At 64.9% G+C, this 24,185-nt stretch carries 20 protein-coding genes; 8 read left to right on the top strand and 12 right to left on the bottom strand.

What is annotated here, in order from left to right:
• Nucleotides 1–288 precede the first annotated feature (288 nt).
• Nucleotides 289–1,134 carry an aldo/keto reductase gene (locus DIE13_RS12155; protein ID WP_124827378.1) on the top strand — a complete coding sequence of 282 codons (846 nt, stop codon included), beginning with the start codon at nt 289–291 and terminating at the stop codon, nt 1,132–1,134.
• Between the two features lie 17 nt (nt 1,135–1,151).
• Here DIE13_RS12155 and DIE13_RS12150 read toward each other — a convergent pair whose 3' ends face one another.
• The 5 genes from DIE13_RS12150 to DIE13_RS12125 form a co-directional block, all read right to left on the bottom strand.
• Nucleotides 1,152–2,162: a HoxN/HupN/NixA family nickel/cobalt transporter gene (locus DIE13_RS12150; RefSeq protein ID WP_175786920.1), complete on the bottom strand. Its 1,011-nt coding sequence runs from the start codon at nt 2,160–2,162 to the stop codon at nt 1,152–1,154.
• A 163-nt stretch (nt 2,163–2,325) separates the two neighbouring features.
• The gene (gene fusA, locus DIE13_RS12145) at nt 2,326–4,437 is read right to left on the bottom strand and encodes an elongation factor G (protein WP_124827376.1); all 2,112 of its coding nucleotides are present in this window, start codon (nt 4,435–4,437) and stop codon (nt 2,326–2,328) included.
• 218 nt (nt 4,438–4,655) lie between these two features.
• The gene (locus DIE13_RS12140; RefSeq protein ID WP_124827374.1) at nt 4,656–5,156 is read right to left on the bottom strand and encodes a DUF192 domain-containing protein; all 501 of its coding nucleotides are present in this window, start codon (nt 5,154–5,156) and stop codon (nt 4,656–4,658) included.
• A gap of 159 nt (nt 5,157–5,315) precedes the next feature.
• Nucleotides 5,316–5,531: a hypothetical protein gene (locus DIE13_RS12130; protein ID WP_096502357.1), complete on the bottom strand. Its 216-nt coding sequence runs from the start codon at nt 5,529–5,531 to the stop codon at nt 5,316–5,318.
• Between the two features lie 291 nt (nt 5,532–5,822).
• Entirely contained in the window at nt 5,823–6,401 is a 579-nt protein-coding gene (locus DIE13_RS12125) for a pseudouridine synthase (RefSeq protein WP_124827371.1), read from the bottom strand.
• A gap of 278 nt (nt 6,402–6,679) precedes the next feature.
• Between DIE13_RS12125 and icd the strand changes: the two genes are divergently transcribed.
• The gene (gene icd, locus DIE13_RS12120) at nt 6,680–7,936 is read left to right on the top strand and encodes an NADP-dependent isocitrate dehydrogenase (RefSeq protein ID WP_096502353.1); all 1,257 of its coding nucleotides are present in this window, start codon (nt 6,680–6,682) and stop codon (nt 7,934–7,936) included.
• A 281-nt stretch (nt 7,937–8,217) separates the two neighbouring features.
• Nucleotides 8,218–10,446, top strand: a complete 2,229-nt coding sequence (locus DIE13_RS12115) for an NADP-dependent isocitrate dehydrogenase (protein WP_124827369.1) — start codon at nt 8,218–8,220, stop codon at nt 10,444–10,446.
• Between the two features lie 129 nt (nt 10,447–10,575).
• On the opposite strand, the gene DIE13_RS12110 is transcribed toward DIE13_RS12115, so the two are convergent.
• Nucleotides 10,576–10,800: a hypothetical protein gene (locus DIE13_RS12110; RefSeq protein ID WP_043190017.1), complete on the bottom strand. Its 225-nt coding sequence runs from the start codon at nt 10,798–10,800 to the stop codon at nt 10,576–10,578.
• Nucleotides 10,801–11,467: 667 nt separating this feature from the next.
• On the opposite strand from DIE13_RS12110, the gene DIE13_RS12105 reads away from it, so the two are divergent.
• Nucleotides 11,468–13,066 carry a multicopper oxidase family protein gene (locus DIE13_RS12105; protein WP_124827367.1) on the top strand — a complete coding sequence of 533 codons (1,599 nt, stop codon included), beginning with the start codon at nt 11,468–11,470 and terminating at the stop codon, nt 13,064–13,066.
• Nucleotides 13,067–13,246: 180 nt separating this feature from the next.
• Here DIE13_RS12105 and DIE13_RS12100 read toward each other — a convergent pair whose 3' ends face one another.
• Together DIE13_RS12100 and DIE13_RS32870 are read right to left on the bottom strand one after the other, a co-directional pair.
• Nucleotides 13,247–13,450: a cold-shock protein gene (locus tag DIE13_RS12100; RefSeq protein ID WP_004196460.1), complete on the bottom strand. Its 204-nt coding sequence runs from the start codon at nt 13,448–13,450 to the stop codon at nt 13,247–13,249.
• A 56-nt stretch (nt 13,451–13,506) separates the two neighbouring features.
• On the bottom strand, nt 13,507–13,707 hold the full coding sequence (locus DIE13_RS32870) for a hypothetical protein (RefSeq protein WP_175751016.1): 201 nt from the start codon (nt 13,705–13,707) through the stop codon (nt 13,507–13,509).
• Nucleotides 13,708–13,997: 290 nt separating this feature from the next.
• Here DIE13_RS32870 and clpS point away from each other — a divergent pair, with 290 nt between their 5' ends.
• The 4 genes from clpS (at nt 13,998) to DIE13_RS12075 (ending at nt 18,999) form a co-directional block, all read left to right on the top strand.
• On the top strand, nt 13,998–14,312 hold the full coding sequence (gene clpS, locus DIE13_RS12090; protein ID WP_006398529.1) for an ATP-dependent Clp protease adapter ClpS: 315 nt from the start codon (nt 13,998–14,000) through the stop codon (nt 14,310–14,312).
• Nucleotides 14,309–16,609, top strand: coding sequence for an ATP-dependent Clp protease ATP-binding subunit ClpA (clpA, locus tag DIE13_RS12085; RefSeq protein ID WP_124827365.1), 2,301 nt, complete (start codon nt 14,309–14,311; stop codon nt 16,607–16,609). The genes clpS and clpA overlap by 4 nt, the downstream gene beginning before the upstream one ends.
• A 103-nt stretch (nt 16,610–16,712) precedes the next feature.
• Nucleotides 16,713–18,092, top strand: a complete 1,380-nt coding sequence (locus DIE13_RS12080) for an amino acid permease (protein WP_124827363.1) — start codon at nt 16,713–16,715, stop codon at nt 18,090–18,092.
• A gap of 136 nt (nt 18,093–18,228) precedes the next feature.
• Nucleotides 18,229–18,999: a hypothetical protein gene (locus DIE13_RS12075; protein WP_124827361.1), complete on the top strand. Its 771-nt coding sequence runs from the start codon at nt 18,229–18,231 to the stop codon at nt 18,997–18,999.
• A 48-nt stretch (nt 19,000–19,047) separates the two neighbouring features.
• Here DIE13_RS12075 and dut read toward each other — a convergent pair whose 3' ends face one another.
• The 4 genes from dut to ileS form a co-directional block, all read right to left on the bottom strand.
• Nucleotides 19,048–19,494, bottom strand: a complete 447-nt coding sequence (gene dut / locus DIE13_RS12070) for a dUTP diphosphatase (protein ID WP_098550847.1) — start codon at nt 19,492–19,494, stop codon at nt 19,048–19,050.
• A gap of 55 nt (nt 19,495–19,549) precedes the next feature.
• Nucleotides 19,550–20,761: a bifunctional phosphopantothenoylcysteine decarboxylase/phosphopantothenate--cysteine ligase CoaBC gene (coaBC, locus tag DIE13_RS12065; protein ID WP_124827359.1), complete on the bottom strand. Its 1,212-nt coding sequence runs from the start codon at nt 20,759–20,761 to the stop codon at nt 19,550–19,552.
• A 67-nt stretch (nt 20,762–20,828) separates the two neighbouring features.
• Nucleotides 20,829–21,329, bottom strand: coding sequence for a signal peptidase II (gene lspA / locus DIE13_RS12060; RefSeq protein WP_124827358.1), 501 nt, complete (start codon nt 21,327–21,329; stop codon nt 20,829–20,831).
• A gap of 3 nt (nt 21,330–21,332) precedes the next feature.
• Nucleotides 21,333–24,170, bottom strand: coding sequence for an isoleucine--tRNA ligase (gene ileS, locus DIE13_RS12055; RefSeq protein WP_124827356.1), 2,838 nt, complete (start codon nt 24,168–24,170; stop codon nt 21,333–21,335).
• Between the last annotated feature and the right edge of the window lie 15 nt (nt 24,171–24,185).

The following is a 24,185-nucleotide window of genomic DNA, read 5'->3' as shown; positions in this document are numbered from 1 at the left end:
ACTACACTAGGGTTCTGTTTATCCACGTAACGCGCATGCATTGTCACGAGAACGGCCGGTCGCCGCGTTGCGCGCGTAGCAGGTTGTCGTGGCAACGCCGGATTCAACAGCCATCCACGGCAATGCCCGAAATCGCCGCGCACGGCGGCGCGGTGCGTCGCCGGTCCCGTTCGACGGCGAGCGATTTCGCGCATTCGTCCGCGCGTTACATCAGATCAGTAGAGAGAACCTGGCGTCGTATTGGATGCTTCGGCCGCGATGCGGCCACGAACCCGCAACGAGGAGCGCATGACAGACACGACCGCCACGGTCGTCTTGCCGGACGGCGAGACGATCCCGAAGCTTGGCCTGGGCACCTGGGAAATGGGCGAGCGGCCGGGCCGCCGCGCGGACGAGATCGCCGCATTGCGCGCAGGTATCGATCTCGGGATGACGCTGGTCGACACCGCCGAGATGTATGGCGAAGGCGCGACCGAGGAACTCGTCGGCGAAGCGTTGAGCGGCCTGCGCGACGACGTATTTCTCGTCAGCAAGGTGTACCCGCATCATGCGAGCCGGCGCGGTGTCGTCGCCGCGTGCGACGCGAGCCTGAAGCGCCTGCGTACCGATCGCCTCGACCTGTATCTGTTGCACTGGCGCGGCTCGGTGCCGCTCGAGGAGACGGTCGAAGGTTTCGAGGCGCTGCGGCGCGCGGGCAAGATCCGCCACTGGGGCGTGAGCAACTTCGATACGTCCGACATGGCCGAACTCGTCGACGAGGCAGGCGGCGGCGCATGCGCGGCCAACCAGATCCTCTACAACATCGCGCGGCGCGGCCCGGAATTCGACCTGCTGCCATGGCTCGCCGAGCATCGGGTGCCGGCGATGGCCTACAGCCCGGTCGATCACGGGCGGCTGCCGAAGCACTCGCCGCTCGACGAGATCGCGCGGCAGCGCGGCGTGTCGGTGATGCGCGTCGCACTCGCGTGGGTGCTCGCGCGGCCGGGCGTGTTCGCGATCCCGAAGGCGTCGCGGATCGAACACGTGCGCGATAACCGTGCGGCGCTCGATCTCGTGCTGAGCGACGACGAACGTGCACAGCTCGACGCGTATTTCCGTCCGCCGCGCAGCAAGCGCGCGCTCGAAATGCTCTGAACGATGCGACGCGCCGGTCAGCGTGCCGGCGCGTCGGCCGCGCGCTGCCAGCGATGGAACAGGATCGACGCGATCCAGCAGACGAGAAACAGCGCGACGATGCCGTAGCCGATCGTGCCGAAGCGCTCGGCGAGCGCGTCGAGCGCATCGCGCACGGGGCCGGTCAGCGACAGCTTGTCGGCGAGCAGGCCGGCGGCCTCGATCCCGCCGATCGCCAGCGCGACGATGGCCGACACCAGCGTGATGCTCGCGTTGTAGAGCAGCTTGCGATGAGGGTCGTCCATCGCCCATCCGTATGCATGAATCATCAGCACGTTGTCGGTCGAATCGATCAGCGTCATGCCGGCCGTAAACAACGCGGGAAACAGCATGACCGCGTAGATCGGCAGCCCCTGGCTCGCTTGCGCGGCAGCGATCGCGAGCAGGCCGATTTCGGTGGCGGTATCGAAGCCGAGCCCGAACAGCACGCCGACCGGGTACATGTGCCAGCTCTGCGACACGAAGCGAAACAGCGGCCGCAGCAGCCGCGACACGAGGCCGGCCGGGCGATGTACGTGCGCGGCATCGTGCGCATGCTTCGGCGTGCCGCGATAGCGCCGCCACACGTCGCGCAGAATCAGCAGGTTCAGGCACGCGAGCAGCAGCAGGAACGTTGCCGACACCGCCGTGCCGATCGTGCCGCCGATGTCGCGGAACGCGTCGAACCGGTCGCGCAGCGCGAACGCGGTCGCCGCGACGCCGAGCGTTGCGGCGACCACGATCGTCGAATGGCCGAGCGAGAAGAACAGGCCGACGGTCACCGGCCGCTGGCCGTCTTGCATCAGCTTGCGCGTCGCGACGTCGATCGCCGCGATGTGATCGGCGTCCACCGCGTGACGCAGCCCGAGGCCGTATGCGATCGCCGCGGTGCCGAGCAGCAGCGGATGGTCGTGCAGCACCGCGAGCGCCCATAGCCACACGGCGACGTTCGCGGCGATCAGGCCGGCATACAGCATCAGCAGGCGGCGCAGGGCAGGGGTCGGGGGCATCGGGACGGTTCCATCGGACGAGTCGCGATGCATTGTGGCATGCGAAAAAAATGCATGGCGTGCCGACTGAGCCCGATGTCGGCGGCGTGCGTCGATTCGTTCGGCAGACGAAAAAAAGCCCGTCCGGTTCCGGACGGGCTTCGATGTGCCGCGGTAGCGGCGCTTACTTCACTTTCGCGTTGATCACGCCTTCCGACACGTTCGCCGGTGTTTCCGCGTAGTGCTTGAACTCCATCGTGTACGTCGCGCGACCCTGCGTGGCCGAGCGCAGCGACGTCGAATAGCCGAACATCTCGGCGAGCGGCACTTCGGCGCGCACGAGCTTGCCGCCGCCGCCCGCGATGTCCTCCATCCCCTGCACGATGCCGCGCCGGCTCGACAGGTCGCCCATCACGTTGCCCATGAAATCCTCCGGCGTTTCGACTTCGACCGCCATCATCGGCTCGAGCAGCACCGGTTTCGCGCGGCGCATCGCTTCCTTGAACGCCATCGAGCCGGCCATCCGGAACGCGTTTTCGTTCGAGTCGACGTCGTGGTACGAACCGAACGTCAGGTGCACCTTCACGTCGACGACCGGGTAGCCCGCGAGCACGCCGCTCTTCAGCGTTTCGGTGATGCCCTTGTCGACGGCCGGGATGAATTCGCGCGGAATCACGCCGCCCTTGATCTCGTCGAGGAACTCGTAGCCTTTGCCGGGGTTCGGCTCCAGCGTGATCACGGCATGCCCGTACTGGCCGCGCCCGCCCGACTGCTTGACGAACTTGCCTTCGACGTCGGACGCCGTCGTGCGCACCGTTTCGCGATACGCGACCTGCGGCTTGCCGACCGTCGCCTCGACGCCGAACTCGCGCTTCATCCGGTCGACCAGGATTTCGAGGTGCAGCTCGCCCATCCCCGAAATGATCGTCTGGCCGGATTCCTCGTCGGTCTGCACGCGGAACGACGGATCTTCCTGCGCGAGGCGGTTCAGCGCAAGGCCCATCTTTTCCTGGTCGGCCTTCGTCTTCGGCTCGACCGCCTGCGAGATCACCGGCTCGGGGAATTCCATCTTCTCGAGGATGATCGGCTTGGTCGGATCGCACAGCGTGTCGCCCGTCGTCGCCTCCTTCAGACCCACCGCCGCCGCGATGTCGCCCGCGCGCACTTCCTTGATTTCCTTGCGCTCGTTCGCGTGCATCTGCAGGATCCGGCCGAGCCGTTCCTTCTTGTCCTTCGTCGCGTTCAGCACCGTGTCGCCGGATTCGACGACGCCCGAATACACGCGGAAGAAGATCAACTGGCCGACGAACGGGTCGGTCATGATCTTGAAAGCGAGCGCGGAGAACGGCTCGTCGTCGCTCGGATGACGTTCCGCCGGCTTCTCCGGATCCGCGAAGTCGTGGCCGAGAATCGCCGGCACGTCGACCGGCGACGGCAGGTAGTCGATCACTGCGTCGAGCATCGCCTGCACGCCCTTGTTCTTGAACGCGCTGCCGCACAGCATCGGCACGATCTCGTTGGCGATCGTGCGCTGGCGCAGCGCGGCCTTGATCTCGTCCTCGGTCAGCGATTCATGGTCGTGCAGATACTTCTCGAGCAGTTCCTCGCTGGCTTCGGCCGCGGCCTCGACCATCTTCCCGCGCCATTCGTTCGCAAGCTCGATGAGGTTCGCGGGGATGTCTTCGTACGTGAACTTCACGCCCTGGCTTTCGTCGTCCCAGACGATCGCCTTCATTTTCACGAGATCGACGACGCCCTGGAAATGATCCTCCGCGCCGATCGGAATCTGGATCGGCACCGCGACGCCCTTCAGGCGCTCGCCGATCTGGCGCTGCACGCGGAAGAAGTCTGCGCCCACGCGGTCCATCTTGTTGACGAACGCGATGCGCGGCACCTTGTACTTGTTCGCCTGGCGCCACACGGTCTCGGACTGCGGCTGTACGCCGCCGACCGAGTCGTAGACCATGCACGCGCCGTCGAGCACGCGCATCGAGCGCTCGACCTCGATTGTGAAGTCGACGTGCCCGGGGGTATCGATGATGTTGATGCGGTGTTCCGGATAGTTGCCGGCCATGCCCTTCCAGAAGGCCGTGGTCGCGGCCGACGTGATCGTGATGCCGCGTTCCTGCTCCTGCTCCATCCAGTCCATCGTGGCCGCGCCGTCGTGCACTTCGCCGATCTTGTGGCTCACACCGGTGTAAAACAGGATGCGCTCGGTCGTCGTGGTTTTGCCGGCATCGATGTGAGCGCTGATCCCGATGTTGCGATAGCGCTCGATGGGGGTTTTGCGGGGCACGTGAACCTCCTGGTGGTTCGGATCGTAAGCGGGCCGACTGCGCCGGCCCGGACTTGAAACAAGCGAGATTTAAAGGATAGCGCTTGTGCGTGGCTTTTGCAGATGCGGGCGGCGTTTGCCGGATCAAGGCGGGAGCAGCCGCCGGCAGGCGAAAAAAAACCGGCGCGCAACGGGCGGCCGGCTTCGGTCGACGCGCGGCGGTGCCGCCGCGAAGGCCGTTACTGGGACTTCGGCAGGCCGTCGAGCTTCATGCCCGGCTTGATGCCTTTCGCCGCGAACCAGCCCTTGCTCATTTCGAGCGCATAGACGCCGTTGTTGCGCGGGCAGTGGTTGTCGGTCGTCTCGGCCTGCATTTCGTCGATGTCGGTGATCGTGCCGTCCGCGCGGACGAACGCGATCGACAACGGGATCAGCGTGTTCTTCATCCAGAAGCAGTGCACGGCGTTTTCGTTGAACACGAACAGCATGCCTTCGTTCGGTGCGAGCTGCGACCGGTACATCAGCCCCTGTTCGCGATCGGCGTCGTTCGCGGCGACGGCCGCGTCGATCACGTACATGCCGGCGCGCAGTTTCACGCGCGGGAATTCGCTCGGCTGCTTGGCGCCGGGCGGCATTTGCGCGCTGGCGGTCTGCATACCGAGTGCAAGCACGGCGAGCGCGGCGGGAAACACGGCGGCGCGCGCAAGGCGGCCGAGCGACGAGCGCAGGGAGAATCGCACAGCAGGGCTCCTATCGGGAAAACGAGACCCGCATGGTACGCGAAGCGCGCAAGCGGGCACAAAAAGAAAAAGGCAGATCGCCTTGCGGTGATCTGCCTTTCAACGCCGTAAGAACGGCAAGACTGCGTGTTCTTGACTGCGTTATTACAGCAAGCTTGCTTAGTTCGAAGCAGCTGCCGGTGCTGCTGCGTCGCTTGCTGCAGCCTTCTTCGCTGCCTTGTGGTGTGCCTTCTTGTGAGCGTGCTTCTTGGCAGCGTGCTTTGCCGGTGCCGAAGCAGCTTCAGCAGCAGCCGGAGCAGCTTCCGGAGCCGATGCTTGTGCGAAAGCAGCCGTTGCGAAGAGGCCAGCGACCAGAGCGGCGATCAGTTTGTTCATGTTGTGTTCCTCAGCTTTAGTTAATTAACCAAATGACCCGGCAATAGGAGTCATGTCGTCTAACGGTGCCATCCACCTTTCGGTTGACAGACGCTTCGAGAAATTTCTCTTTGCGCTGCGGGCGCCGAATCGTATTCGAAGAAAGCGTCGCTTTCGTGACGCAAACGCGCAAATACCCGTTCGGCTGCCAATGCCGGATAGCTAAGGGTGGCATCTGCGTGGTTTAACGCACGATCTTCGCAGGCGGTTGACGAAAAAGATGACGAAAAAAATCGAAAGTTACCGGCGCGGTCACGAACCGTGCGCGAAACCGTCCCACGGTGCCCGTGACGGCAGTGCGATTGTTTCGCCCGGTGCAATGCCCAGCGTGAATATGTCGAGTGCGCCGATGCCGACGCGCACGAGACGCAACGTCGGGAAGCCGATCGCGGCTGTCATCCGGCGTACCTGCCGGTTCTTGCCTTCAGTGATCGCGAGCTCGATCCAGGTGGTCGGGATCGCGGCGCGGTAGCGGATCGGCGGATTGCGCGGCCACAGTGCATCGGGCGGCTCGATGAATTCGGCGCGGCACGGGCGTGTCACGTAGTCGCCGAGATCGACGCCGCGCGCCAGCGCCTTCAGGTCGGCCGGCCCCGGTGCGCCGTCCACCTGCGCCCAGTATCGCTTGACGAGCTTGTGGCGGGGCTCCGCGATGCGCGCTTGCAATGCGCCGTCGTCGGTAAGCAGCAGCAGGCCCTCGCTGTCCGCATCGAGCCGGCCGGCCGGGTAGACGCCGGGCGTTTTTACCCAGTCGCCGAGCGACGGCCGCGTCTCGTGCGCGGAAAACTGGCAAATCGTGCCGAACGGCTTGTTGAGGGCGATCAGGGTCATGGCGAGGCGGCGTGCCCGGTGTGCCGCAAGGGGAAGCGGGGCGGGCGGTCTATGGCAAATGGCGGAATCTTAATGCATAATACGGAACGGCAAGTCCTCTGTCTTATATAAGACATAAGGGGAAGACTTGATACGCAGCGCCGCGCTTCGCGCCGCCGGCCCCGGTTGGGGCGCTAGAATAGCGGCTCGCTGTTGCCGTCGCGGGGTGGCAAGGCCGCCTCGCCGCGTGCGCAGTTTCGACCAGCATCACCTGCTCAGCCACGTCACTGGAGTCGATCATGCCGTATCAGCACATCAAGGTACCGGAGGGCGGTGACAAGATCACCGTCAACAAGGACTTTACGCTCAACGTTTCCGATCAGCCGATCATTCCCTATATCGAAGGCGACGGCACCGGCTTCGATATCACGCCGGTCATGATCAAGGTCGTCGACGCGGCGGTCGCGCACGCGTACAAGGGCAAGCGCAAGATCCACTGGATGGAGATCTTCGCGGGCGAGAAGGCGACGAAGGTGTACGGCCCGGACGTGTGGCTGCCGGACGAAACGCTGCAGGTGCTGAAGGAATACGTGGTGTCGATCAAGGGGCCGCTCACGACCCCGGTTGGCGGCGGGATCCGTTCGCTGAACGTCGCGCTGCGCCAGGAACTCGACCTGTACGTGTGCCTGCGCCCGGTCCAGTATTTCAAGGGCGTGCCGTCGCCGGTGCGCGAGCCGCAAAAGATCGACATGGTGATCTTCCGCGAGAACTCGGAAGACATCTACGCGGGCATCGAATGGGCCGCGGGGTCCGAGCAGGCGAAGAAGGTCATCAAGTTCCTGCAGGACGAGATGGGCGTGAAGAAGATCCGCTTCCCGGAAACCTCGGGGATCGGCGTGAAGCCCGTGTCGACCGAAGGCACCGAGCGCCTCGTGCGCAAGGCGATCCAGTACGCGATCGACAACGATCGCAAGTCGGTCACGCTGGTGCACAAGGGCAACATCATGAAGTTCACGGAAGGCCTGTTCCGTGACGCCGGCTATGCGCTCGCGCAGAAGGAGTTCGGCGGCGAACTGATCGATGGCGGCCCGTGGATGCGCGTGAAGAACCCGAAGACGGGCAACGAGATCGTCATCAAGGATTCGATCGCCGACGCGTTCCTGCAGCAGATCCTGCTGCGCCCGGCCGAATACGACGTGATCGCGACGCTGAACCTGAACGGCGACTACATCTCCGACGCACTGGCCGCGCAGGTCGGCGGCATCGGGATCGCGCCGGGCGCGAACCTGTCGGATTCGGTCGCGATGTTCGAGGCGACCCACGGCACGGCGCCGAAGTACGCGGGCAAGGATTACGTGAACCCCGGTTCGGAAATCCTGTCGGCGGAAATGATGCTGCGCCACCTCGGCTGGACGGAAGCAGCCGACACGATCATCGCCGCAATGGAGAAATCCATCCTGCAGAAGCGCGTCACGTACGACTTCGCGCGTCTGATGGAAGGCGCGACGCAGGTGTCGTGCTCCGGCTTCGGCGAAGTGCTGATCGAGAACATGTAAGACCCCTTCCGGGGTGGGCCGGCCGATGGCCGGCCGCCCCGGCGCTGACTGCCGGCGCCGGAGCGTTTCATGGATGGCAGGTTTGTTGGCAGGGCGGTCCGGCATACGGGCCGCGGCGTCGCGATGCGGCCCGCATGCCCTGCAAGGTAGAACATGACGGCCCTCGCAACACCACCGCCCGGCTGAGCCGGCGCGCCCCTTTCGCGGCCCACCCGGTCGCTACCCGCCGGTTACGCCGGCGCTCCCCAGTCCCACAATCACGTAGCAATGCTTTGACCACCATGTCCACTTCGCCCAAGATCATCTACACCCTCACCGACGAAGCGCCCGCGCTCGCGACCTATTCGCTGCTGCCGATCGTCAAGGCCTTCACGCGCTCGTCCGGCGTTGCCGTCGAAACGCGCGACATCTCGCTTGCCGGCCGTATCATCGCGGCGTTCGCCGACGTCCTGCCGCCGGAGCAGAAGGGTTCCGACGATCTGGCCGAACTGGGCCAGCTCACGCTGAAGCCTGAAGCGAACATCATCAAGCTGCCGAACATCAGCGCATCGGTGCCGCAGCTCAAGGCCGCGATCGCCGAACTGCAGGCGCAGGGCTACTCGCTGCCGGCGTATCCGGAAGATCCGTCGACCGACGAAGAGAAGGCCGTCAAGGCACGTTACGACAAGATCAAGGGCAGCGCGGTGAACCCGGTGCTGCGCGAAGGCAACTCCGACCGCCGCGCGCCGCTGTCGGTCAAGAACTACGCACGCAAGCACCCGCACAAGATGGGCGCATGGAAGTCGACGTCGAAGGCACACGTCGCGCACATGAGCGAAGGCGACTTCTACGGCAGCGAAAAGTCGGCGCTGATCGCCGATGCCGGCAGCGTGAAGATCGAACTCACGACGGCCGACGGCGTGAAGAAGGTGCTGAAGGAAAAGACGGCCGTGAAGGCCGGCGAAATCATCGACGCATCGGTGATGAGCCGCAAGGCGCTGCGCAGCTTCATCGAAGCGCAGATCGCCGACGCGAAGGCGCAGGACGTGCTGTTCTCGGTGCACCTGAAGGCGACCATGATGAAGGTCTCGGACCCGATCCTGTTCGGTCACTTCGTGTCGGTGTTCTACCGCGACGCGCTCGCGAAGCACGCGGACGTGCTGGCGCAGGCCGGCTTCAACCCGAACAACGGTATCGGCGACCTGTACGCACGCCTGAAGGAACTGCCGGCCGACACGCGCGAAGCGATCGAAGCCGACATCAAGGCCGAATACGCGCTGCGCCCGAGTCTCGCGATGGTCAACTCGGACAAGGGCATCACCAACCTGCACGTGCCGAGCGACGTGATCGTCGACGCATCGATGCCGGCGATGATCCGCGAGTCGGGCTGCATGTGGGGCCCGGACGGCGAACTGTACGACGCGAAGGCCGTGATTCCGGACCGTTGCTACGCGGGCGTCTACCAGGCCGTGATCGAAGACTGCAAGCAGCACGGCGCGTTCGATCCGGTTACGATGGGCAGCGTGCCGAACGTCGGCCTGATGGCGCAGGCGGCTGAAGAATACGGTTCGCACGACAAGACGTTCCTGATCCCGGCCGACGGCGTCGTGCGCGTTACCGACGAAGCAGGCAACGTGCTGCTCGAGCACGCGGTCGAGTCCGGCGACATCTGGCGCATGTGCCAGACGAAGGACGCCCCGGTGCAGGACTGGGTCAAGCTCGCGGTGAACCGCGCACGCGCGACCGGCGCGCCGGCCGTGTTCTGGCTCGATCCGGCGCGTGCGCACGACGCGCAGGTCATCGCGAAGGTCGAACGCTACCTGAAGGATCACGATACAAACGGCCTCGACATCCGCATCATGACGCCGGTCGACGCGACGCGTTTCTCGCTCGAGCGCATCCGCGCGGGCAAGGACACGATCTCGGTCACGGGTAACGTGCTGCGCGACTACCTGACCGACCTGTTCCCGATCATGGAACTCGGCACCAGCGCAAAGATGCTGTCGATCGTGCCGCTGATGGCCGGCGGCGGGATGTTCGAAACGGGAGCGGGCGGTTCGGCGCCGAAGCACGTGCAGCAGTTCGTCGAGGAAGGCTTCCTGCGCTGGGATTCGCTCGGCGAATTCCTCGCGCTCGCCGCGTCGCTCGAACACCTCGGCCACGCTTACCAGAACCCGAAGGCGCTCGTGCTCGCGAAGACGCTCGACCAGGCGACCGGCAAGTTCCTGGACGAGAACAAGTCGCCGGCACGCAAGGTCGGCGGTCTCGACAACCGCGGCAGCCATTTCTACCTGTGCCTGTACTGGGCGCAGGCGCTGGCCGAGCAGACCGAAGATGCGGCGCTGAAGGCGCAGTTCGAAGGCGTCGCCAAGTCGCTGTCCGACAGCGAAGCGCGCATTCTGGAAGAACTGTCGGCCGCGCAGGGCACGGCACAGGCGATCGGCGGCTACTACCGTCCGAACGTCGAACTGACGAGCCGGGCGATGCGCCCGAGCGCTACGCTGAACGGCATCGTCGACGCCGTCGCCTGACGCCGGCCGCGCAATCGCGCACGCCACGGCAACGGCGACAGCCGACACGGCGGGTCTCGCGGCCCGCCGCCCCGCCGAACATGAAAACGCCCCGGTCGCCCGGGGCGTTTTTCGTTGCGGGCGCGTCATTCAGACGTGCACGATTTCCCATTCGGCGATTTCGTGCGGCACTTCCAGCGTGGCCGTGTCCAGTTCGGACGGCTGTTCGCAGTCGCCGCGAGAGATGTGGTCGGCCGCCACTTCCGGGCACGAGAACGCGCCGAGCAGTGCGTTGCCGAACGTCGCTTCCCAGCCGCCGTTACCCGGCAGGATGTAGAACGACCCGAGCGCTGAACCAAAGCGAAATCCCTTCATTTCCGTTCTCCCTTTCTGATCACAAGCGATTCTGTTGTGCCGCCCGCCGGCTCATCCGGCTATGGCCCGACTGGCTGCTTGCGCCGGGTTCCGTATCGAACGTGGTGGCGAAGCGTCAGTGCATGGAACAAAGTCTACGTCCGCGACCGTATCCGATGGTGCGCGTAGAGCGCTTTCTCGAAACAAAAATTATTGTTTAAAAACAGTGTGTTATTTATTTGATTTTGTATTGCGGAACGATTTTTGGCATCGCGAAACGGCAAATTTGTGCCTCGCACCACGAATTTTTATAAGGCAGAGACTTGTTCCGCATCGTGAAAAATCGAGGGGATTCGCGAATCGATCGGATGCAGCGTGCAGATCACGGGGCGAGCAATGAGGGCTGACAGGCCCGGGTAAGCGAGCGGAAAGGCTGGCAGCGGTGGTTGCTGACGGGTTCGGCGCGCATCGATACGGCGCGTGCCAATAGTGGCGCGCGCGGGTGCTCGATGGTGTCGCGCACCCGCGCCCGATTCGTCCGACGAGCCTGCGTGCTGCGGCGTATCGCCGCTCGTCCGGTGTCGCGGCGTTTCGCTCGGGGGCTGCGGCTATGATGACGCGGGCATCAGGCTTCGCGTCGCGGCGGCCGCGCGACGCAGCACCAACAACGAATAACGAGGAACGATTGATGATACGGAGAACTTTCCTGTCGCACGCCATCGGCATCGCGGCCGCATCGCTGTTCACGCGCACCGCGTGGGCGCAGCATGCCGGTCACGCGGGCATGGCCGGCATGGCTCAGATGGACGACATGCCCGGGATGTCGGGGATGGAGGGTCGCACGCAGCACGGCAAGCCGGCGCCGGCCGCGCTCGCGGCGCCCGACGCGCTGCCGGCCGGCGCGCCGCTCGCATCGTTGCGCACGCTCGCGAACGAAAGCCGCGAAGCCGGCACGTTTCGCGCGACGCTGGTCGCTCAGCCGGTCGCGCGTCCGATGCTGCGCGGCGCGCGGCCGACGACGTTCTGGCAGTTCGGCACGGGCACGCAAGGGCCGGTCGTCGGCCCGCTGATCGACGTGCGCGAAGGCGACACCGTCGAAATCCGTTTCGTGAACAAACTGCCGCAGCCGTCGACCATCCACTGGCACGGGCTGCCTGTGCCGCCCGATCAGGACGGCAATCCGTCCGATCCCGTGGTGCCGGGCGCATCGCGCGTGTACCGCTTCACGCTGCCGAAGGGCAGCGCGGGCACGTACTGGTACCACCCGCATCCGCACATGATGACGGCCGAGCAGGTGTTCCGCGGGCTGGCCGGTCCGTTCATCGTGCGCGCTGCCGACGATCCGCTCTCAGGCTGGCCCGAGCGCAACCTGTTCGTGTCCGACCTGAAGCTCGCCCGTGACGGCACGATCCCGCCGAACGACATGATGGACTGGATGAACGGCCGCGAAGGCCAGTTCGCGCTGGTCAACGGCGCGCGCCGACCGCGGATCGACGTGGCCGGCGACGAGCGCTGGCGTGTGTGGAATGCCTGCAGTGCGCGTTATCTGCGTGTGGCATTCGACGACGGCCGCACGTTCGGGCATGCGGGCACCGACGGCGGGTTGTTCGATGCGCCGCGCCACGTCACGTCGCTGCTGCTCGCGCCCGGCGAGCGCGCGGAACTGCTGGTGCGCGCCGGCGACCGTGCGTCGCGCGCGGTGCTGCAGGCGGCCGAATACGACCGGCGCAAGATGGCGATGTCGCACGACGACGGCCACGGCAGCCTGCCGCCCGATCCGGCGCTGGCACTCGCCGACGTCACGTTCGCGCCGGCGGCCGCCCGTGCGCTGCCCGCGACGCTGCGCGCGGTGCCGGCACCGCGCGAGCCGGTCGCGCGCAAGACGGTCGAGTTCGGCGAAGAGATGGATATGGACGCGATGATGAACGGCCCGGCGCACGGCCGTCCGGCGGGCATGCGCTTCATGATCAACGGTGCGACCTACGCGCCGCATCGCGCGACGCTGACGAGCCGCCGCGGCGACATCGAGCGCTGGGACATCCGCAACGCGACCGACATGGACCACCCGTTCCATTTGCATGGCACGCAATTCCAGGTGATAGAGCGTGCATCGGATGGCGCTCGCACGAGCGAGCCGTTCCGCGCTTGGCGCGATACCGTGAACGTGCGTAGCGGCGAAACCGTGACGATACTCGTGTCGCAAGACATGCCCGGCGAGCGCATGTTCCACTGCCACATTCTCGAACACGAGGATCTCGGCATGATGGGCACGCTGAAGGTCGTGTAACGAAACGTCGAATTTGTTTCACGCGAATGACAGGCATTTGGTTTGCGCGTGCGACGAGACAATATGCGTTCAATTATCGGGATTGAACGAAAAGGCCGGCCAATCGAATTAACGAATGGCCGGCCTGAAAAAAAGAAACCCGGCGCAATGCCGGGTTTCTTCGTCCGATATCCGGTGCCTTTATGCGGCCTGGATGTTCGACGCTTGCTTGCCCTTCGGGCCTTGAACGACCTCGAAGCTCACCTTCTGGCCTTCCTTCAGGGTCTTGAAGCCCTGCATGTTGATGGCCGAGAAGTGCGCAAACAGATCCTCACCGCCCTCGTCGGGAGTGATGAAACCGAAGCCCTTCGCGTCGTTGAACCATTTAACGATACCAGTTGCCATTTCCTACTTCCCCTGTCACACAGTCGCTGCTACTTACCACGAGCACGCTCGAAAAGCTAAACGACCGGAAAATGCAGCCGTTCCCCCCTCACAAGCTCACCTTCGGCCTCTTTCATTTCACGAACTGGCGAATTGAAAAAAGTGCCAGCTTGATTGTTGGCGCTCTTTATTTGAGTGTCAAGAGGAATTTTTAGACGGTTAGAGGGACGTTGTAAAGAACCCATTTTCAGGGTTTTTCCGGCTTTGCTTTGCAGCATGCCGCCAAGCGCGCGGTCTTGAAAAGTCGCATAATCGGCTCATATACCAGGCTCGAGTGACACGCGATCGAGTCGTCCCGGCTTGTGGGATACTGGACGCGGATGCGACGGTCCGGTGCGGTCTCCCCCTGACGGTTCGTGTTCCGCGCCATGCGTGAAAGCCGGCACCGCAGCCGGCTTTCGTATGGCACGAAGACGATTGCGTGTCGTCGGGAACCAGGGAGGGCGCCGGCCGGTCGGTCGGGTAATGGCAGGATTGCGGGCCTGTCCGAGTTGTTTAGAATGGGTGTATGGCGATTATCCCGGACAAGCAGGACAGCACCGTCCTGGAACGCAAGCAGCAGAAGCTCAAGCCGCCTTCGATGTACAAGGTGGTGCTGCTGAACGACGACTTCACGCCGATGGAGTTCGTCGTGATGGTCGTACAGGAGTATTTCAAGAAGGATCGCGAGACGGCCACGCAGATCATGCTGAAGGTCCATCGTGAAGGGCGAGGGGTATGTGGGGTCTATACGCGGGACATCGCGTCGACCAAGGTTGAGCAAGTCGTTACCCATGCGCGGCAGGCCGGGCATCCGCTGCAGTGCGTGATGGAGGAAGCATGATTGCCCAGGAATTGGAAGTCAGCCTGCACATGGCGTTCATGGAAGCACGCCAGGCGCGCCATGAGTTCATTACGGTCGAGCATCTGCTGCTGGCCCTGCTGGATAATCCGACGGCGGCCGAGGTGTTGCGCGCGTGCGCGGCAAACATCGAGGACTTACGTCAGAACCTGCGCAATTTCATCCACGACAACACGCCGACCGTCCCGGGCACCGACGATGTCGATACCCAGCCGACGCTCGGATTCCAGCGCGTGATTCAGCGCGCGATCATGCACGTCCAGTCGACGTCGAACGGCAAGAAGGAAGTCACCGGCGCGAACGTGCTGGTGGCGATCTTCGGCGAGAAGGATTCGCACGCGGTCTATTACCTGCAGCAGCAGGGCGTGACGCGCCTGGACGTCGTGAACTTCATTTCGCACGGCATCGCGAAGACGAACGGCGGCGAAGCCGCGAAGTCGACCGATGCGAGCGCGGAAAGCGAAGACGCGAGTGCGCAGAAGGAAACCCCGCTTGCGCAGTTCACGCAGAACCTGAACCAGATGGCGAAGGACGGCCGCATCGATCCGCTGATCGGTCGCGAGCCCGAGGTTGAGCGCGTCGTGCAGGTGCTGTGCCGTCGCCGCAAGAACAATCCGCTGCTCGTCGGCGAAGCCGGCGTCGGCAAGACCGCGATCGCCGAAGGGCTCGCCTATCGCATCACGCGAGGCGAAGTGCCGGACATCCTCGCGAACGCGCAGGTGTATTCGCTCGACATGGGCGCGCTGCTCGCGGGCACCAAGTATCGCGGCGACTTCGAGCAGCGTCTGAAGACGGTGCTGAAGGAGCTGAAGGAGCGTCCGCACGCGATCCTGTTCATCGACGAGATCCATACGCTGATCGGCGCGGGCGCCGCATCGGGCGGCACGCTCGACGCGTCGAACCTGCTGAAGCCGGCGCTGTCGTCGGGCACGCTCAAGTGCATCGGCGCGACCACCTTCACCGAATATCGCGGCATCTTCGAGAAGGACGCGGCGCTGTCGCGGCGCTTCCAGAAGGTCGACGTGACGGAGCCGACCGTCGAGCAGACGGTTGCGATCCTGCGCGGGCTGAAGTCGCGCTTCGAGGAGCACCACGGCGTCAAGTATTCGTCGGGCGCACTGTCGGCCGCGGCCGAGCTGTCGGCACGCTTCATTACCGACCGTCACCTGCCGGACAAGGCGATCGACGTGATCGACGAAGCGGGCGCCGCGCAGCGCATCCTGCCGAAGTCGAAGCAGAAGAAGACGATCGGCAAGAGCGAGATCGAGGAAATCATCTCGAAGATCGCACGCGTGCCGGCGCAGAGCGTGTCGCAGGACGATCGCAGCAAGCTGCAGACGCTCGATCGCGACCTGAAGAGCGTCGTGTTTGGCCAGGATCCGGCGATCGACGCGCTTGCGGCATCGATCAAGATGGCGCGCGCGGGCCTCGGCAAGATGGACAAGCCGATCGGTGCGTTCCTGTTCTCCGGCCCGACGGGCGTCGGCAAAACCGAAGTGGCGCGCCAGCTCGCGTTCACGCTCGGCATCGAGCTGATCCGCTTCGACATGTCGGAATACATGGAGCGTCACGCGGTGAGCCGGCTGATCGGCGCGCCGCCGGGCTACGTCGGGTTCGACCAGGGCGGCCTGCTGACGGAAGCCGTCACGAAGAAGCCGCATTGCGTGCTGTTGCTCGACGAAATCGAGAAGGCGCATCCGGACATCTTCAACGTGCTGCTGCAGGTGATGGACCACGGCACGCTGACGGACAACAACGGCCGCAAGGCGGATTTCCGCAACGTCATCATCATCATGACGACGAACGCGGGCGCCGAGTCGATGCAGAAGGCGACGATCGGCTTCACGACGCGCCGCGAAACGGGCGACGAGATGACCGACATCAAGCGTCTGTTCACGCCGGAGTTCCGCAACCGCCTGGATTCGATCATCAGCTTCCGCTCGCTCGATGAGGAAATCATCATGCGCGTGGTCGACAAGTTCCTGATCCAGCTCGAGGAACAGCTGCACGAGAAGAAGGTCGACGCGCTCTTTACCGATGCGTTGCGCAAGCATCTCGCGAAGCACGGCTTCGACCCGCTGATGGGCGCGCGGCCGATGCAGCGGCTGATCCAGGACACGATCCGTCGCGCGCTGGCCGACGAGCTGCTGTTCGGCAAGCTCGTCAACGGCGGCCACGTGACGGTCGATGTCGACGAAAGCGACAAGGTGCAGTTGTCGTTCGACAAGCTGGCGAATCCGCCGCACAAGCCGAACGAAGAGACGGTCGAAGTCGAGTAAGCGATAATTCGTTGTTCATGCGAACGGCGCGGGAAGTTCTCCGCGCCGTTTCGTTTTATCTGGCGCCGGTGGCGCCGTGGTGGTGCAGGGGAGTGGTAACGCAGTGACACAACAACAACGGTCGTTCGACAACATCGTCGCGCGCGAACAGGGGTTGCGCCATGCGCTGACGTCCGGGCAGATGGCGATGATCGCGATCGGCGGAGCGATCGGCACGGGGCTGTTCCTCGGCAGCGGCTTCGCGATCGGGCTTGCCGGCCCGAGTGTGCTCGTTTCGTATGCGATCGGCGCGCTGATCGCGCTGCTGCTGATGGGCGCGCTCGCGGAAATGACGGTCGCGCATCCGACGGCCGGCTCGTTCGGCGCATATGCGGAGCACTACGTCGGCCCGCTCGCGGGCTTTCTCGTGCGCTATGCATACTGGTTCGCGGTCGTGTTCGCGATCGGCACCGAAATCAGTGCGATCGCCGTATTCATGAAGTACTGGTTTCCGGCCGTGCCCGGTTGGTACTGGGTGATCGGCTTCTCCGCGCTGCTGATCGCGGTGAACCTCGCGAGCGTCACGCTGTACGGTTCGGTCGAATATGCATTCTCGCTGCTGAAGATCGCGGCGATCGTCGTGTTCATCGTGCTAGGCGCATATCTCGTGTGGTCGGCGCCGGTGGCGTCGGGCATCGGTTTCGCGAACTACACCGCGCACGGCGGCTTCATGCCGAAAGGGCCGTGGGGAACGTGGGTCGCGGTGATCGTCGCGATCTTCAGCTACATGAGCATCGAGGCGGTCGCGATCGCGGCCGGCGAGGCGCGCGATCCGCAGCACGCGGTCACGCGCGCCTTCCGCTCGACGGTGTTCCGGCTCGTGCTGTTCTATCTGCTGACGCTGTCGCTGATGCTCGCGATCGTGCCGTGGACGCAGGCCGGCACCGACGAAAGCCCGTTCGTGAAGGTGATGGCCGCGACGCACGTGCCGTATGCGGCAGGGGTGATCAACTTCGTGCTGCTGATCGCGGCGCTGTCGGCGATGAACAGCCAGCTCTACGTGACGACGCGAATGATGTTCAGCCTGTCGCGCGCGCAGCTCGCGCCGGCGGTGTTCGGCCGGCTCGGCACGAACGGCGTGCCGCGTGCGGCGCTGTGGATCTCGACGAGCGGCGTCGCGGTCGCGGCGGTGCTCGTGGCGCTGTCGCCCGACACTGCGTTTACCGTGATGATGGCGATCGCGATGTTCGGCGCGCTGTTCACGTGGCTGATGATTTTCGTCACGCATCTGCGCTTTCGCGCGCAGTATCGCGGCCCGGCGCTCGCGTTCCGGATGTGGGGGCATCCGTTCGGCAGCCTGCTCGGCGCGGGGCTCGTCGCATCGATCCTGTTCACCACCGCGTTCACGCGCGAATTCCGGATGACGATGGTGGTCGGCGTCGTGTTCGTCGTGCTGTTGACGCTCGCATACGCGCTGCACTACCGGCACCGCCACGCGCGCTGATGCGTACACCTTCGACGCTGCAGACTGCGCGGCGAGGCAGCTAAGGTTCCGTTAAGCCGGCAGCCGCTACATTCGAATCTGTCCGCGATGCGCGCCGGCCTGTGCCGGCGCGCCGCTTTCCTGCCAAGGGGTTCGAATGAACAAACTTCCCGAAATCACGCTCGCGTTCTGGATCATGAAGATCTGCGCGACGACGCTCGGCGAAACCGGTGGCGACCTGCTGTCGATGACGCTGAACGTCGGCTACGCGGCGAGTTCGGTCCTGCTGTTCGGTTTCTTTCTCGTCGCGCTCGGCGCGCAACTCAGGGCGACCGGCTATCGCCCGGCGATCTACTGGGCCGTGATCGTCGCGACCAGCACGGCCGGCACGACGATGTCCGATTTCATGGACCGTACGCTCGGCTTCGGTTACGCGGCCGGATCGTCGATCCTCGTCGCGATCCTGCTGGCGATCTTCGCGGTGTGGCGCCTGAGCGGCGAATCGCTGTCGGTCGACCTGATCCGCACGCGCAAGGTCGAACTGCTGTACTGGATCGCGATCCTGTTCTCGAACACGCTCGGCACCGCGCTCGGCGATTTCCTTGCGGACAGCTCGGGCCTCGGCTTCGGCGGCGGCGCGCTGCTGATCGGCGGGCTGCTCGCGGCGATCATGCTCGCGCACTATGTCACGCGCATGTCCGGCGTGCTGCTGTTCTGGGCCGCGTTCGTGCTCACGCGTCCGTTCGGCGCGACGGTCGGCGACCTGCTGACGAAACCGGTCGCGAAGGGCGGACTCGCGCTCGGGACGGTCGGCTCGTCGGCGGTGCTGCTCGGCGTGCTGGTCGCGATGGTGATCTACGCGAGCATCGCGCAGGCGCGGCGACGCGAACTGGTACCCGCACGGATCGCGCAGACGGCAGACCGGTGAGGGCAAACGCAAAAGGGGCCGTGGCCCCTTTTTTATTGCGCCGCTCGTTCAGTGACGGCCGGTGCTGCCGAAACCGCCTTCGCCGCGATCGCTTTGGTCGAAGTCGTCGACGATGTTGAACTGCGCCTGCACGACCGGCACGATCACGAGCTGCGCGAGCCGTTCGAACGGGTTCAGCACGAATTCGGTCTGGCCGCGGTTCCACGTCGAGATCATCAACTGGCCCTGGTAGTCGGAATCGATCAGGCCGACGAGGTTGCCGAGCACGATTCCGTGCTTGTGACCGAGGCCCGAGCGCGGCAGGATCAGCGCCGCATAGCCGGGATCCGCGAGATGGATCGCGAGGCCGGTCGGCACCAGCGTCGTTTCGCCCGGCTTCAGCGTGACGGGCGCGTCGAGGCACGCACGCAGGTCGAGCCCTGCGCTGCCGGTGGTGGCGTACGCGGGCAGGTAGTCGCGCATGCGCGCGTCGAGAATCTTCAGGTCGAGTTTCATGCGGTCGTCGAATCGGTCGGGAAGGGCGCGGCGGCGTGTGCTGCCGCGCAAGGGATCAGATCAGGCGGTTGTCGGGCAGGCGCTTAGCGATTTCGGCCACGAGCGTGTGCGCGAGTTCGTCCTTCGGCGCACGCGGCAGGCGCGTGAGGCCACCCGCTTCGAACAGCACGACTTCGTTGTCGTCGCGGCCGAACGTCAGTGGGCCGAGGTTGCCGACCAGCAGCGGGACGTTCTTGCGCTTGCGCTTCTCGTCGCCGTGCACGTCGAGGTCGCCGCTTTCGGCCGCGAAGCCGACACAGAACGGCGGATCGGACAGTGCCGCGACCGACGCGAGGATGTCGGGGTTCTCGACGAACGTGAGCGCGGGCATCTTGCGGTCGGCCGTCTTCTTCATCTTGTGCTCGGCGGGCTTGGCGACGCGCCAGTCGGCGACCGCAGCCACCGCGATGAAGATGTCGGCATCGTTTACGGCATGCATGACGGCATCGTACATCTGCTGCGCGGTCTGCACGTCCTGGCGGTAGACGCCCCACGGCGTGTCGAGCGCGACCGGCCCGGCGACGAGGTGTACGTCGGCGCCGGCCTGTTGCGCGGCACGCGCGAGCGCGAAGCCCATCTTGCCGCTCGAGCGGTTGGTGAGGCCGCGTACCGGATCGAGCGGCTCGAACGTCGGGCCGGCGGTGATCAGCACGCGGCGGTGCGAGAGCACCTTCGGCGCGAAGTGCGCGACGATCGCTTCATAGATCGCTTCGGGCTCGAGCATGCGGCCGTCGCCGACTTCGCCGCATGCCTGCGCGCCCGAATCGGGGCCGAGCACCGACACGCCGTCAGCTCGCAACTGCGCGGCATTGCGTTGCGTGGCCGGGTTCTGCCACATCTGACGGTTCATCGCGGGTACGACGAGCAGCGGACAGTCTCGCGCGACGCACAGCGTCGACAGCAGGTCGTCAGCGAACCCGTGCGCGAGCTTCGCGAGGAAGTCGGTCGATGCGGGCGCGATCACGATCGCGTCGGCTTCGCGCGACAGGTCGATGTGCGCCATGTTGTTGTCGATGCGCGCGTCCCACTGGCTCGTGTACACGGGCCGGCCGGACAGCGCCTGCATCGTGACGGGCGTGATGAACTGGGTCGCGGCTTCCGTCATCGCGACCTGCACGGTCGCGCCTGCCTTCACGAGCAGCCGGGTGAGCTCGGCGATCTTGTAGCAGGCGATGCCGCCCGTCAGGCCGAGAACGAGGTGCTTTCCAGCGAGTTCTGCGTGTGCCAACTCAGGCCTCCAAGGATCAAACGGAACGGCCGGCGCGAAGCCGGCCGTCGACACGGAGTATGCGCGCTCAGCGCGTGCCGCGCACGCGACGCAACTCGTCGTAGATCAGCAGCACTGCGCCGACCGTGATCGCGGAGTCGGCGAGATTGAACGCCGGGAAGTGCCACGCACCGAGGTGGAAGTCGAGAAAGTCGATCACGTGGCCGTAGATGAGCCGGTCGATCACGTTGCCGAGTGCGCCGCCGAGGATCAACGCGAGCGACAGGCTGAACAGCCGCTGCTGGCCGTGGCGGCGCAGCAGGAAGCAGATCACGAGCGTCGCGCCGATGCCGAGCGCGGTGAACGCCCAGCGCTGCCAGCCGCTCGCGGTCGACAGGAAGCCGAACGCGGCGCCGCGGTTGTACACCAGCACGAGGTTGAAGAACGACGTCAGCACGTGCTGTGCGCCGTACGCGAACGTTTTCAGGATCGAGATCTTCGACAGCTGGTCGAACAGGATCACGATCAGCGAAATGCCGAGCCAGGGCGCGAGCGCGCCGCTGGCCGGTTTCGACACGGTTTTTGCCATGGTTTAAGCAGCGCTCCGGATTTCGCCGTTTTCAAACAGGTTCGAGAAGCAGCGGCCGCACAGCGTCGGATGGTCGGCGTGCGCGCCGACGTCTTCGCGGTAGTGCCAGCAGCGTTCGCATTTCTGGTACGTCGAAGCCGCCACGTCGACGCTTTCCTGCGCTTCGTCGTCGACCTTCACGACCGTCGCCGCCGACGTAATCAGCACGAACTTCAGGTCGTCGCCGAGGCTCGTGAGCGCGTCGTAGCGCGCGCCGCTCGCATGCACGGCCACTTCGGCCTGCAGCGACGAACCGATGCGGTTCGCGGTGCGTGCTTCCTCGAGCGCCTTCGTCACGTTGCCGCGCACGTCGCGCAGCAGCGCCCACTTCTCGATCAGCCCGGCCGAGCCGGCGACTTCCGGATACGCGTAGTACGTTTCCGTGAACACGGTGTCGCTCGCCGGCTGGAACACCTTCCACGCTTCTTCCGCGGTGAACGACAGGAACGGCGCGAGCACGCGCAGCAGGCCGTGCGTCAGGTGGTACAGCGCGGTCTGCGCGGAGCGGCGCGCACGCGAATCGGGCGCGCTCGTGTACAGGCGGTCCTTCAGCACGTCGAGGTAGAAGCCGCCGAGGTCTTCCGAGCAGTACGTCTGCAGCTTCGCGACGATCGGGTGGAATTCGTACTTCTCGTAGTGGCCGAGCAGTTCCGTCTGGAGTTGCGCGGAGAATGCGACCGCATAACGGTCGATCTCGAGCCATTCTTCCACCGGCACCGCGTGCTGCGCGAAGTCGAAGTCCGACAGGTTCGCGAGCAGGAAGCGCAGCGTGTTGCGGATGCGGCGATAGCCTTCCGTCACGCGCTTCAGGATTTCCTCGGAGATTGCGAGTTCGCCCGAGTAGTCGGTCGATGCGATCCACAGGCGGATGATTTCCGCGCCGAGACGGTTCGAGACCTCATGCGGGTCGATGCCGTTGCCGAGCGACTTGCTCATCTTGCGGCCTTCGCCGTCGACGGTGAAGCCGTGCGTGAGCAGACCCTTGTACGGCGCGCGGCCGTCGATCATCGATGCGGTCAGGAGCGACGAGTGGAACCAGCCGCGGTGCTGGTCGGAGCCTTCGAGGTACAGGTCGGCCGGGAACTGCAGCTGATCCTTGTGCGAGCCGCGCAGCACGTGCCAGTGCGTCGTGCCCGAGTCGAACCACACGTCGAGCGTGTCGCGGTTCTTCTCGTACAGGTTCGCGTCGTCGCCGATCAGCTCGCGCGGATCGAGCGACTGCCACGCCTCGATGCCCGACTGCTCGACGCGCTTGGCGATTTCCTCGAGCAACTCCAGCGTGCGCGGGTGCAGCTCGCCGGTTTCCTTGTGCACGAAGAACGCCATCGGCACGCCCCACTGGCGCTGGCGCGACAGCGTCCAGTCGGGACGGTTCGCGATCATGCTGAACAGGCGCTGCTTGCCCCACGACGGGTAGAACGCGGTCGCGTCGATACCTTCGAGCGCCGTTTCGCGCAGCGTCTTGCCGCCGTCGCGCGGCGTCACGTCCATGCCGGCGAACCACTGCGACGTCGCGCGGTAGATGATCGGCGTCTTGTGGCGCCAGCAGTGCATGTAGCTGTGCGTGTACTTCTCGCTGCGCAGCAGCGAGCCGGCCGCGTTCAGCGCCTCGACGATCTTCGGATTCGCGTCCCAGATCGACAGGCCGCCGAACAGCGGCAGCGATTCGATGTAGCGGCCGTCACCCATCACCGGGTTGATGAAGTCCGAATCGGTCATCCCGTGAGCCTTGCACGACATGAAGTCTTCGATACCGTAGGCGGGCGACGAGTGCACGACGCCGGTGCCGGTGTCGGTCGTCACGTAGTCGCCGAGGTAGACGGGCGCGGTGCGCTTGTAGCCGGGGTGGGCCGACGCGAGCGGGTGGTGGAAGCGCAGGTTCGCGAGCTTCACGCCCGGCGCGGTCGCGACGACGCGGCCGGTCAGCTTGAAGTCGGTCATGCACGCTTCGACGCGTTCTTCCGCGATGATCAGCAGCCCGCGCTCGGTGTCGACCAGCGCGTAGACGATTTCCGGATGGAGGTTCAGCGCCTGGTTGGCGGGAATCGTCCACGGCGTGGTGGTCCAGATCACGATGCCGCCCTCGGCGCGCGGCAGTGCCGGCAGGCCGAATGCGTGCGCGGTCTTTTCCGGTTCCGCGAACGCGAACATCACGTCGATCGTCGGGTCGGTGCGGTCCTTGTACTCGACTTCCGCCTCGGCGAGCGCCGAGCCGCAGTCGAAGCACCAGTTCACCGGCTTCAGTCCGCGATACACATAGCCCTTCTCGATGATCTTGCCGAGCGCGCGGATTTCTTCCGCCTCGTTGACGAAGTTCATCGTCTTGTACGGGTTCGCCCAGTCGCCGAGCACGCCGAGGCGCTTGAAGCCGACCTTCTGCTTTTCAATCTGCTCGGTCGCATACGCGCGCGCCTTGCTCATGACTTCGGCCGCCGGCAGCGACTTGCCGAACTGCTTCTCGATCTGGATCTCGATCGGCATCCCGTGGCAATCCCAGCCCGGCACGTAAGGCGCGTCGAAGCCGGCCATGTTGCGCGACTTGACGACGATGTCCTTCAGGATCTTGTTGACCGCGTGACCGAGGTGGATGTCGCCGTTCGCATACGGGGGGCCGTCGTGCAGGATGAACTTCGGCCGGCCCTTGCTGGCCGCGCGGATTTTCTCGTAGATGCCGCGCTCTTCCCACTCCTTGACCCACTGCGGCTCGCGCTTGGGCAGGTCGCCGCGCATCGGGAACGGCGTATCGAGCAGGTTGACCGGATACTTGGCCTGCGGTTTCGAATCGGCTTTCTTGTTGCTCATGATGGGATCGCTATC

The sequence above is a fragment of the Burkholderia sp. Bp9016 genome (assembly GCF_003857765.1).
Classification (GTDB): domain Bacteria; phylum Pseudomonadota; class Gammaproteobacteria; order Burkholderiales; family Burkholderiaceae; genus Burkholderia.
The sequence above is the reverse complement of the archived record's forward strand: the minus strand, read 5'-3'. Positions and strand labels throughout refer to the sequence as shown.